The sequence below is a fragment of the Trebonia sp. genome (assembly GCF_030042015.1).
Lineage (GTDB): Bacteria > Actinomycetota > Actinomycetes > Streptosporangiales > Streptosporangiaceae > Trebonia.
The window spans coordinates 1-11319 of sequence record NZ_JASIAL010000065.1; the positions used below are offsets into that span (position 1 = coordinate 1).

Annotated in this window: 12 protein-coding genes; 3 read left to right on the forward strand and 9 right to left on the reverse strand. The window is 72.0% G+C overall.

Annotated features, from left to right (window positions below):
• Positions 1-108: 108 nt before the first annotated feature.
• The 5 genes from Q1N79_RS03205 to Q1N79_RS03225 form a co-directional block, all read right to left on the reverse strand.
• A complete protein-coding gene (locus Q1N79_RS03205) occupies positions 109-1239 on the reverse strand; it encodes an FAD-dependent monooxygenase (RefSeq protein WP_300604101.1) in 1131 nt (376 codons plus the stop codon).
• Positions 1236-1643, reverse strand: a complete 408-nt coding sequence (locus Q1N79_RS03210) for a VOC family protein (protein WP_300604104.1) — start codon at positions 1641-1643, stop codon at positions 1236-1238. The genes Q1N79_RS03205 and Q1N79_RS03210 overlap by 4 nt, the downstream gene beginning before the upstream one ends.
• A gap of 10 nt (positions 1644-1653) precedes the next feature.
• Positions 1654-2040 (reverse strand): helix-turn-helix transcriptional regulator, encoded by a 387-nt coding sequence (locus tag Q1N79_RS03215; protein WP_300604126.1) that lies wholly within the window; start codon positions 2038-2040, stop codon positions 1654-1656.
• A gap of 77 nt (positions 2041-2117) precedes the next feature.
• Complete coding sequence (locus tag Q1N79_RS03220) at positions 2118-3533, reverse strand: hypothetical protein (RefSeq protein ID WP_300604107.1); 1416 nt, start codon at positions 3531-3533, stop codon at positions 2118-2120.
• 157 nt (positions 3534-3690) lie between these two features.
• Positions 3691-3921 carry a hypothetical protein gene (locus tag Q1N79_RS03225; protein ID WP_300604110.1) on the reverse strand — a complete coding sequence of 77 codons (231 nt, stop codon included), beginning with the start codon at positions 3919-3921 and terminating at the stop codon, positions 3691-3693.
• 243 nt (positions 3922-4164) lie between these two features.
• On the opposite strand from Q1N79_RS03225, the gene Q1N79_RS03230 reads away from it, so the two are divergent.
• Complete coding sequence (locus Q1N79_RS03230; protein ID WP_300604113.1) at positions 4165-4635, forward strand: helix-turn-helix transcriptional regulator; 471 nt, start codon at positions 4165-4167, stop codon at positions 4633-4635.
• A 77-nt stretch (positions 4636-4712) separates the two neighbouring features.
• On the opposite strand, the gene Q1N79_RS03235 is transcribed toward Q1N79_RS03230, so the two are convergent.
• From Q1N79_RS03235 to Q1N79_RS03245, 3 genes are all read right to left on the reverse strand, one after another.
• Positions 4713-5906 (reverse strand): LysM domain-containing protein, encoded by a 1194-nt coding sequence (locus Q1N79_RS03235; protein ID WP_300604129.1) that lies wholly within the window; start codon positions 5904-5906, stop codon positions 4713-4715.
• A 95-nt stretch (positions 5907-6001) separates the two neighbouring features.
• Positions 6002-7090, reverse strand: a complete 1089-nt coding sequence (locus Q1N79_RS03240; protein ID WP_300604116.1) for a hypothetical protein — start codon at positions 7088-7090, stop codon at positions 6002-6004.
• Positions 7091-7264: 174 nt separating this feature from the next.
• Positions 7265-8053, reverse strand: coding sequence for a TetR/AcrR family transcriptional regulator (locus Q1N79_RS03245; protein WP_300604119.1), 789 nt, complete (start codon positions 8051-8053; stop codon positions 7265-7267).
• A 77-nt stretch (positions 8054-8130) separates the two neighbouring features.
• Here Q1N79_RS03245 and Q1N79_RS03250 point away from each other — a divergent pair, with 77 nt between their 5' ends.
• Positions 8131-9633 carry an MFS transporter gene (locus tag Q1N79_RS03250; RefSeq protein WP_300604120.1) on the forward strand — a complete coding sequence of 501 codons (1503 nt, stop codon included), beginning with the start codon at positions 8131-8133 and terminating at the stop codon, positions 9631-9633.
• Between the two features lie 66 nt (positions 9634-9699).
• Entirely contained in the window at positions 9700-10758 is a 1059-nt protein-coding gene (locus tag Q1N79_RS03255) for a DNA methyltransferase (protein WP_300604123.1), read from the forward strand.
• 369 nt (positions 10759-11127) lie between these two features.
• Here Q1N79_RS03255 and Q1N79_RS03260 read toward each other — a convergent pair.
• Positions 11128-11319 (reverse strand): WYL domain-containing protein (locus Q1N79_RS03260; RefSeq protein ID WP_367185025.1); only part of this gene is annotated, 192 nt, incomplete at its 5' end.

Genomic DNA, 11319 nt, shown 5'->3' on the forward strand with positions numbered 1-11319 from the left:
AGCCCTGGTTCCCGCAAGGGACCAGGGCTTTTTGTGCCCTCAGGTCAGCGGAAACTCAGCGTCCCGCACTTCGCCGGCGAGTCTCAAAGCGTCACCGCGGGCGTGTGGTCAGCGGGCGGGACCGACATCAGCGCGGGCCAGGTAGGCGGCCGTGGCCCGCTCACTCACCGTGACGTGCCGGACAGCCGGGCCCAGGCGCAGTTCCTGGTAGCGGCCGAGTGCGGCAGGTATCGCCGCGGAATCGGTCAGCCCGGCCATGACCCGGGCCAGGGCCGCCACGTCGTAGAGCCCTTCGCGGAACCCGCCACCGACCATCGGGCTGGCGGCGTGCGCGGCGTCGCCGGCCAGCCCGACCCGGCCGCGGGCCAGCCGCCGCGGCTTGTAGTGCACGATCGGGGTGCCGAACACCGTCCCGTCCGCCAGGGCCAGGGCCAGCGCCTCGCGCCAGGGGCTCGGCCAGTTCGCCACCGCGAACGCGGCGAGCCGCTCCCGCACCGGTCCTGGCATGTCCCCTGGGGCGAGGCTGCCGTGAATCGTCTGTCCCGCGAGCAAGCCCCGGCTGCGGAGCAGGTCGCCCTGCTCCGGGTCATACCAGACCAGGTTGAGCCGGCGCTGCCCGGTGCCCGTCTCGCCTGCCGCGCCGGGCACCAGGTACGTCACCAGGCGGTAGGGGCCGGCGTACACCTCCCGGGACGGCTCACCGGGGCGCGGCCGCACCACGCGGTCGGGCAGGGCCTGCTCGGCTACCAGGGTGCGCCACAGCAGTACTCCGGCGTACCGGGCGTCCGGGTCGTCCGGCGCGACGCTGGCGCGGACCGTGCTGCGCGCCCCGTCCGCCCCGATCACCAGGTCAGCCGGGAACTCCGCGCCATCGGCGGTCACGACGCGGGCAGGCTGGCGGTCATCGCCCGGCTGGACGCCGGTCACCTGGGTTCCGCGGTGCACGGTGATCCCGCCGCCGCGCAGCGCATGGTCTTCCAGCCACCCCTGCAGCAAGTGCCAGGCGGTGGTGTCGCGGTCGCTGCCGTGCACGACGGGGGGCTCATCGCCGATGCCGGTCACCCGCTGCAGCAGGGCGACGTCCACGCCCAGACCGCCACCGCCAGCCTGGGCGCGGGACGGGGTGCGCTCGAGCACGGTCACGCTGATCCCGAGCCCGGACAGCGCGATGGCGGCGGCCAGGCCGACCAGGCTGCCGCCTGCCACCACGCAATTCGCGGCGTACGGCGGGCGGGTCACGCGGCGGTCGACTGCTCGATGCGGATCAGGTTGCCGGACGGGTCGCGCACGGCGCAATCCCGCGGCCCCCAGGGCTGGTCGGCCGGCTCGGTCACGATGTCGGCGCCACAGGCGCGCACTTTCTCGAAGGCGGCGTCGAGGTCGTCGGCGCTGAAGTGGACGCCATTGAGTGCGCCCTTGGCGATGAGGGCGGCGAGCACGTCGTTGTCGGCGGGGCTGCCGTTCAGGTAGTTCGTGAGGACGATCGCGACGCCGGGCTGGGAGGCGGCGCCGACGGTGATCCAGCGGAAGCCGCCGCGGCCGACGTCGTTGCGCAGTTCGAGGCCGAGTGCGTCGCGGTAGAAAGCCAGTGCGAGGTCAGGGTCGTGAACTAGGACGAAGCAACGGGCAACAGTGAGGTCCATGCCCGCAACACTAGCGAGCCAGCGCCTCGGGCGCTCCTCCGCGCTTGCGCGGTCCGCGGCTCGGGCGGGTGAGGTCCCTGGCCACGCAGCCGGGCACACGCGCGAGCGCGCCGTGGTCACGGGCCCGGTACGCCGTCGGCGCCTCGCCCACCAGCTGGGTAAAGCGCGCGCTGAACGAGCCAAGCGACGTACAGCCGACCGCCATGCAGACCTCCGTGACCGACAGGTCGCCGCGGCGCAGCAGCGCCTTCGCCCGCTCGATTCGCCGCGTCATCAGGTAGGCGTAGGGCGTCTCCCCGTACGTCGCGCGGAACTGCCGGGAGAAGTGCGCGGTCGACATCAGCGCCACGCGGGCGACCGTGGCGACGTCAAGCGAGCGCGCGTACTCGCGGTCCATCAGATCGCGGGCGCGGCGCAGGCGCGCGAGGTTGGCGAGCTCCTGCGGGGTCACACTGCCAGCGTAGCCGCAGGCGGCTACCAGCCGCGGAACTGACCTTGCGCGACCCACACGACGGCCAGCGCGGCCGCGCAGGCCAGCGCCGCGAGCGCGGCCAGGAGGCGGCAGGCGGGGCGGCCGGAGGACCAGCGCCTGCCGAGCGCGCCCGCGCGCCGCGCCATCCCGGACACGATGTAGACCGAGCCGGCCACCGACAGGGCAGCCAGGGCGACGCCGGCCGAGCCGACCGCGGCAGCCGCGTAGCGGTGCGCCGCGAGCGCAGCGGTCGCCAGGTGCGCCTGCTCGCTGGCGGAGCGAAACAGCGCCCGGTTGATCTGCGGAAGGCGCAGCAGCAGATACCCCATCGTGAGCGTGAGCAGCGGGATGACAAGCAACACCCAGGTCGTCACCACGATCCGGGCGGAGCGCCGCAGGTCCCCGGCGCGCCGGTCCCCGCGCCCCCGGGATAGGACGCCGCGCAGGATGGGGACGACGCGGGCGAACAGATCTGGCACGCCGGCGAGGTCGCTGAGGATGAAGTAGCCGTCAAAGCGGACGAACGGGAGTAGCTGCTCCAGCATCTCCAGGTGGGTGAGCGCGATGACCAGGGGCAGGATCTCGGCTGACGTGGCCGCGTACACCCCGGCCAGGGCCAGCATGAAGATGAGGTTGAAGTACAGGCCGCCGAGGTCGGTGCGCAGCCGGCCGCCGCGGCCGAGCCGGTAGGAGTCGGTGACGTTGGTGAAGAACGACGGCCAGATCAGGTAGATGCCGACCCCGATCACGCCGGGCCGCGCGCCGCCGTAGCGGCAGCCTGCCGCATGACCGCACTCGTGGAACGCCGCGGCGACCAGGGACAAGCCGATCACGAGGAGCAGGTCCATCGGGTCGCGCAGCACCTGCCCAAGCCCGGCACCCAGCCCGTGCACCGCGAACAGCCAGTAGTCGACGGCCGCGACGCTGACGACGACGGCCGCGATGACGGGCCAGCGGAACAGGGGCCGGAGCAGCGCGCCGACGGCGTTCGCGGCGCGCTCGGGCAGCAGCGTGCCGCGGGCTCTGAGCGCCAGCATCGGGGTGGCCTTCGGCGGGGCCGGGGGAGCGCCCTGACCGGCGACGATGCCGAGAGGCAGCAGTTTCGCGGCGATCAGGTACCGGACCTGCTCAGCGTTGACGGACCGGCCGAGATCGTCGCTGACGAGGTTCGCGATGGCGGCCAGGCTGCGAGAACCGTCGATCCGGCAGGCCACGAGGTACAGCAGCCGCGACATCTGGATGACCTGGCCGTCGGCCCGCCGCACCAGCGATGGGGGCTGCCTGTAGCCGGAATCCCTGTATTCGCCAAGCAGTTGCACGCCCTCGGCCAGCCGGGGCGCCTGGGGCATCTGGGATGTCTGGGGCGCCTTGGTCGGTGCTGGGGGCTCGGCGGCCGGCGGCAGGGCGGCTGCGGTCACGGGTCTGCTCCCTTGGTCGCGTGCGGCGGGGACGCGCGAACGGCGCAGCGGTGGTCCGGGACCGGAACAGGTGGGAGGGCCGCCCTGCCCCGCAGCCGGGCGGCCCTCCCGTACCGCCGCGCCGGGCGACAGCGCAGCGGGCTGAACCGGGCGCGTGCTACAGGATGTTGCCCGAGCCCAGGCTGAGGATGTTGTCGAAGCTGCCGTTGAACGCGGAGATGTTGATCAGCCCCGATTGCGCGGTGTTGCCGTAGCCGACCTGGGTGAAGCTGTAGCTGTAGCCGTGACCCTGGTAGCCGTTGCCACAGCAGAGGGTCTCCCGGCCGGGGAGCAGTTCGGCGTGTTCGAACTCGAGATCCTGCATCGACACAGCAGGTTCTGTGGACATTGGAGCCTCCTTCGGACAGGATCTGCCCCGGCCGGAGAGGTCCGGGGCCTGCCCCCGCGTTCCCTGGTACCCAGCTGAGCCGCGAGGGATCGCCCGGCAGCTCTGGTGCCGGGCGGCGTTGTGATGTACGCTTTCCAACGTACATACTGTACGGTTATCACCGTACAGTATGGTCTTGGGGCAGTCAACGCTGGGGAATCGCTGATGATTTGAAAACGGCGACGACGGGTTAGGTTGGTGGGTATGACGGCGCATGCGGCGGGAGACGAACGGGATCTCCCTGTGGGGCTAGAAGATGACGCCGCTGCCGCGCCTGTGCAGGTGATCAACCCCCTGCAGCGGCTGATCAGGCAGCGGCTGTATGAGCGTGGCTGGTCCTATGGCGACGTGGCCCGGCGCGGCGGGCTGCCGCGGTCCACCGTTTACACCCTGGCCACGACACGGAACCTGGTCAGGCCGCCACGCCCGGCCACGATCGACGCGCTCGCGCGGGGACTTGACGTGCCGGTCTCCACGGTTCGCGCCGCCGCGGCCGAGTCCACGGGAATGCATTACTACGATGAGGCGCCGGCCGCGCCCGCGCGTCCGGGCGACCCGGACAGGGAACTCCTGATCGCCAGCATCGACGAGCTGACGCCAGAGGACCGCCGTCACGTGGCGGCGCTGGTCGAATCGCTGCGCAGGAAGGCTTCGCCGGAGCCGACAGACCGGTGAGCGCGGCCTCCCGGCTTCGCTCACCCGAAGGACCGGATGCGGGCCGGGGCGCCGCCCCGGCCCGCATCCGCGCACCGTCACCCCGCCGGCCAGCTGGCTGGCACCCCGAGCTGGTCGGCAAGCTCCTCGTAGGGATCTTCCGGCAGCACAAGGCGGGCAGCCATCATGATCGTTTCCGGGTCCGTGCCCGGGGGCCGCAGTACGTAGACCGTGCCGTCCGCCGTGTTCCACGTCACGACAAGCCGGTCGTAGTCGGCGAGCACGCACGGCCAGCTGGCGGGCAACCCCAGCTCCCCGGCGAGCTCGCGGTAGTGACCCTCCGGCAGCACCAGGCGGGCCACCCGCATGATCGCTTTCGGGTCCGTGCCCGGAGGCCGTAGCACGTAGACCGTGCCGTCGCCCATGCTGCACGTCACGACGAGGCGGTCATGGTCGACAAGGACGACGCGAGGCTGCCGCGCGGCGGGCGGCGCGGAGACCGGCTCTTGGCCGGCTTGGCCGGGAGCCAGCCACGCCCGCCGGGTGGCCGCCCGCCGGCGCCGGCGGCCTGCCCCCAGTACCGCTTCCGCGAGGAAGGCGGCACCGATGAGCAGGCCCGCTGCCACCAGCACGATCTTCAGCCACGATGGCATGCCGGCGGCGGCCGGCGCGCTCGTCGCCCGTGGCACGGGACGGTGCCGGCTGGCGGGACGGTGCCGGCTGGCGGGCGGCGCCGTGTGCACGCGGCGGCCAGGGGATGCCGCCCCTGGTGCGGGTGCCGCCGGGCGCGGGATCGTGAGCACGGTTCCGGTGCGGATCAAGTTCGGATCCGGACCGATGACCCGCCGGTTGGCCGCGTAGAGAGCCGGCCAGCCGCCGGGTACCTCGAGCGCGGCGGCGATCCCCGACAGGGTGTCGCCGGCCGCGACCGTGTAGTGGACCGGGGTTTTCACGCCGGGGACCACCAGCACGGTGCCGGGGAGAATGATGTTCGGATCGGGGCCGATGACCGGCCGGTTCGCCGCGTAGAGAGTCGGCCAGCCGCCGCGCACGGCGAGCGCGGTCGCGATGCCGGTCAACGTGTCACCGGGCTGCACGACATATCTGGCGGCCGGGCTCGCCGCCGCCAGCGATGCCGTGACTCGGCTCTGCATGCTGGTCAGGGTGATTTCAGTACTACTCGCGGTGCTGATGTTCGCCTGGGCGCGGTGGACGGATCCCTTGTTGCTGACCGCCACCAGGATGATCAGGATGGTCCAGGCGAGCACGACGCACGCGGACTTCGTCCACATACGCACGGTGCCTTCACTTTCCTTCCTCAGGGATCAGCGCCGGACGCTGCCTGGTCCGGACGCCGAGGGCGTGAACCGGTAAGGAAGGAAAGGACTTAAGCCGGCGGCACCTCCGGCAGATACGAGCGCCAGACTGGCTTCGCGCCCGCACGACGCGAAAGCCGCAGCAAGACCAGCGTGATCAGCGCGGTCAGGCAGGCGCCGACGCCGCCCTGCGCTCCGCCCCCGCCGTTCCCGCCGCTGCCGCTCCCGGCGCCGGCCCCAGTCGGGCCCGGTGGAGCGCCGCCCGACCCGATCGGCGGCCGGGGAAGCGCCGGCACCGACGGCGCCGGCGCTGCCCCCGACGACGCGGCGGACATTGACGCCCCGGTGCCACGCGCAGTCGCTCCTGCCCCGGACGCCCCCGTGCGCGCGCCGCTATCCGTCGGGGGCGCGCCATGCGTCCCAGAGCGGGGCGGCTGCTGCACTTCGGTGACCGGAGGCTCCACCCCGGTGACCGGAGGCTCCACCCCGGTGACCGGGGCGCCGGCCCCGGTCGACACCACAGGAACTGTTCCGCCAATGACCGCGCCCAGCGTCGCGGTGACCGGGGCGAGCGTCGTCGTGACCGTGCTCACGACGGGGGCCAGCGGGCCGGTGACCGGGGCCAGCGCTCCGGCGGCGGTGGACACGACCGGGGCCAGCGCGCTGGTGACGCCGCCCAGGGTCGCGGTGACCGGGGCCAGCGTCGTCGCGATGGTCTTCACAACCGGGGTGACGGTGGCGGTGACCGGGGCAAGCGCTCCGGCGGCGGTGGACACGACCGGGGCCAGCGCGCCGGTGGCGGCGCCCGGCGTCGTGGCGGCGGGAGCCGTCACCGTGACTGGGGCCGGAACGGCCGGCGGAACGCCCGTGACGATGGCCGGGACGGCCGGTGCGGCGGACGCGGAACCGGGGGCGGCGCCCGCGCCGGAACCCGGCTGCGTGACCGGCGAGACGGCCGACGTAACCGGCGACAGGACCGAAGTGACCGGCGACACGGCCGACGTGACCGCGGGGGCAGCGGACAGCGGCACCGTCGGCACAGCGGCCGACGCTGGATTGGTTGCCGCGTGCGCCTGGCGTGAGAACAGCACTAGGACGATGAAAATCCCGGCAGCGGCGATCGCGAACTGCACCGCTCGCCAAGCGATGTGTCGCAGCATCGGCCCCGGCATCCAGCAGCTCCTACTCGCCAGTCAACCGAACGTGCCTCGTTTGCCCGCCATCAGCGGTTTGAAACCGAGTGCCGGCCTTTTCCGGCGCGGCCCTTCGCCGGACATATTGTCCGGCCACCACCGTACAGCACAGTCCTAACCCAGGGAAGAGCCTAGGTGAAGTCAGGGCTGCCCGCCGTGGTCTGGCGAATGTTCCTGCCGCGCCTGCGCGGCCTCCGCGGTGCTGGCCGCTTCGAGCCCGGCGATGAGCACGTTCAGCCCGAACTCGAACCGATCATCGGCATCAGGGCCGGTCATAAGCGGAGCGATCGCCGTCAGCACGGGATACCGGCCGGCTGGCAAGCCGGCGTAGAAGGCGTGAACCCCGGCGAAGTAACGCTCGATTTCGGCTGGATCAGCCTTGCGGTACAGGCCAGCCTCGTACGCGAACGCCGATACGTACAAGATGAGCTGATCGAAGCCGAGGGCGATGACCCGGTCCGACAGCCCGCCAGCTCGCAGCACCCCCGTGAGCACCTCGGCGGCCGCCAGGGTCTGCGGAGACGTCGGCACCCGGCCGAGTCCGGCCAGGGCGGCGTCGGTGTGCGAGGCCAGGACGTCGCGCAGGTCACGCAGCAGCCGGTGCGCCTGCTCACGCCACCTGGCCGGGTCGGGCGTCTCCAGCTTGACCTGGCCGACGAGGGCGTCAAAGACCAGCTCGAGCAGTTCCTCCCGGCCGGAGACGTGCGCGTAGAGCGAGGCCGCGCCAGTACCGAGCCGGCCGGCTACCCGGCGCATGGACAGCCCGGCGAAGCCGGCTTCGTCCAGGACCTCGATGGCCGCCGCCACGATCACCGGGACCGACAGCGTCGGCTTCCGCCCTCTCGCGGACGTGCGCCTGGCCACCCGCGGCGGGGCGGCCGGGAGGGGGGCCGCCGGCGCCGGCGGCTTCTCCTGACTTGACGTACCCATGGCGCCCAGTGTAGAACGGTGTTCGTAATAAAGGAACGAACATTGTTCGGAATATACATCGGGAAGGGGTACGAGTGATGGCTCACACCGATGCCGGCCATCCGCGCAGGTGGGCAGTGCTGGCCCTCGTCCTGGCAGCGGAGTGCATGGACTTGCTCGACGGATCGATCGTCAACGTGGCGGCGCCCACGATCAGGACGCAACTGCACGCCACCGCGGCGGCGCTGCAGTGGATGATCAGCGGGTACTCCCTGGCGTTCGCCGTCGGCCTGATCACCGGAGCTAGGCTCGGCGACCGGTACGGGCGCAAGCGCCTGTTCGTGATCGGCGCGGCTGGTTTCGCCGCGGCCTCGCTTGCGGCTGCCCTCGCGGTCAGCCCGGCAATGCTGATCAGCTGCCGCCTCACGCAAGGCGCCGCCGCCGCGCTGCTCATCCCGCAGGGCCTGGGGATCGTCAAGGATGTCTTCGCGCCGGCCGAACAGGGCCGTGCCTTCGCCGTCTTCGGCCCGGTCATCGGGCTGTCCGCGGTGCTCGGGCCGATCATTGGCGGCGCGCTGGTCAGTCTCGACGCGTTCGGGACCGGATGGCGGCTCATCTTCCTGGTGAACCTGCCGCTCGCGGTTGTCGCGGCGGTGGGCGCCGCCCGGATCATGCCGGAGTCCCGCGCGCCGCGGGCACCGCGCCCCGATGGCCCGGGGACTCTCCTCGGCGCGGCAGCGATGGGCCTGCTCATCTACCCGCTGATCCAGGGCCGCGAGGCCGGCTGGCCGGCGTGGACGTACCTCATGATGGCGGCGAGCGTGCTGACCGCCGGGCTCCTGGCGGCCTGGAGCCGTCGGCAGGGCATGCGGGGACGCGGCACGCTCATCAAGACCAGCGTGTTCAGGCACCGCGGCTTCAGCGCCGGGCTCGCCAGCGTGGTCGTGTTCTTCGCGGGAATGGCCGGCACGCTGCTATCGGTGACCCTGTACCTGCAATTCGGCGAGCACTTCTCGCCCGTTCACGCCGGCCTCACGCTCGCGCCGTTCGCGGCCGGCTCGGCGGCAGGCGCGGTGGCCGCCCCCACAGTCGTCGTGCCCCGGCTCGGGCGCGGCGCGCTCCAGGTCGCCGCCGTGCTCATGGCGATCGGAACGTTCCTGCTGCGCAGCGTCATCGGCACGCATGGGCTGGCGACCAGCTCAGCCGAGCTCATCCCGGCCCAGCTCGTACTCGGCGCCGGCATCGGCATGCTCATTGCGCCGCTGTTCGACTTCATCCTGGCGTCGGTCAGCGATGACGAAGTCGGCTCGGCCTCCGGCGTGCTGAACGCGGTCCAGCAACTGGCCAGCGCGATCGGCGTGGCCGCGATCGGCACTGTCTTCTTCGCCGCGCTCGCCCGCTCCGGTTTCGTCGCGGCCATCAGCCAGTGCCTGCTGATCCAGCTCGGCGTCGCCGCCGCGCTCGCCGTCCTGGCCTGGGCCCTGCCGCGCGACCCGCGTGACACCGAAGCGGCCGGGACAAGCCAGACGGATGAGACGAGCCACATGGGCGAGACCGACGAGGCCGAGCCGACGGCCGGCAAAGCCGCGAGCAGGGCCTGAGGTTTGGCCGCGCCCGCCGGCGATTGGCACGTGGTGGCGGCGCCGGGACGCAGTACGGTCGTTGCCATGGAGACTCGGGGCGCGGACGAGGCCTACGTAATGCACGGCGGAGACGCACTGGGCGCCTACGGCGGCTGGCCCGTCCCGGCCACGATCGTGAGTGACGGAGCGTACGGCGTCCGGGGATTTCATGGGGATACGACCGGGCCCGCTGGCCTCACCGAATGGTACCGGCCCCATGTCGAGCAGTGGAGCAGGGCCGCTCATCCGGCCACGACGCTCTGGTTCTGGAATACCGAGATCGGGTGGGCGGCCGTGCACCCGCTGCTGGCCGCCCACGGGTGGGACTACGTCCAGACCGTGACGTGGGACAAGGGGCTGGCCCACATCGCCGGGAACGTCAACGGCAAGACGATCAGGCGGTTCCCTGTCGTCACCGAGGTGTGCGCCCTCTATCAGCGGCGCCTGGAGCTGGATGGACCGGACGGGCGCATGCCGGTGCGGCAATGGCTGCGCCACGAATGGCTGCGGTCGGGCCTTCCGCTGTCCGTGGCCAACAAGGCGTGCGGGGTGAAGAACGCCGCCACCAGGAAATACCTGACGCGGGACTGGCTTTGGTACTGGCCGCCCGGGCAGATGATGGAGCGCCTGGCGGGTTACGCCAACGATCGCGGCATCGAATCGGGCTGGCCGTACTTCTCGCTCGACGGGCAGACCCCGGTGACGGCCAAGGCGTGGGATGCGCTGCGCTACCGGTGGAACCATGCCCACGGGCTCACCAACGTGTGGAGCAGGCCGCCGCTGCACGACGGCGAGCGCCTGAAGGGGACCATGCGGCGGGCGGCACCGCGGGTGTACAAGCCGACGGCAGCAAGCGCGGCGCACCTGAACCAGAAGCCGCTGGAGTTCATGGAGCGCATGATCTACGCGGTGACCGGGCCGGGTGATGTCGTGTGGGAGCCGTTCGGCGGCCTGGCGTCGGCTTCGGTGGCGGCGGTGGCGCTCGGGCGCAGGCCTTACGTGGCGGAGACCGACGCCCGGTTCGCAGAACTAGCGCGGGAGCGGCTGCGGCTTGCCGTGCGGGAACGCGACATCGAGGCCGAGGGCGCGACGGTGAAACAGTGAAGCCGTAGCGCCCTTGGCATCGCGACGGTGTCGGTGGCGGGGCCCCGGCAGGAACTTAAGCCGCCCAGCCCGCGGCGGACAAACCACCCATACCGGGCGCGGTCCGCGGGCGCTGGCCAAGATAGGAGCCGAGCGGCATCCGGAAATCGGTATAAAACGGGCAATAAAGCTGCGGGCCGGGTCCTAAGTTCCCGGTGCCGTCCCGCTATCTGAGACCGCCGCCGGACAGCCGCCCGGGCCCCGGCCAGCCTGCCACGCCCTTGCCGCACTGCTCACACGCACATCAGCTGACCAGGTGATATGCACGCGAGGGAGCGGCGACGCAGCCCCTTAACTTCCCGAGATCGCAACAGGAGGCCGGAGAAACCCTCAGGAGAGCGCGCGCCGGTACCGGCCGGCGAGCGCGCGCAGGTGCCCGGCGAGCTCCGGCGGCGACTGCACGCGGAAGTCGTAGCCCAGCATCCCGAGGTAGACGGCCAGCGTTTCCAGGCTGTCGGACCCGGTGTCCAGGACGCACGTCTCGTCGCCGTCGGCCGTCACGGTCCCCGCGTACGGCCCGAT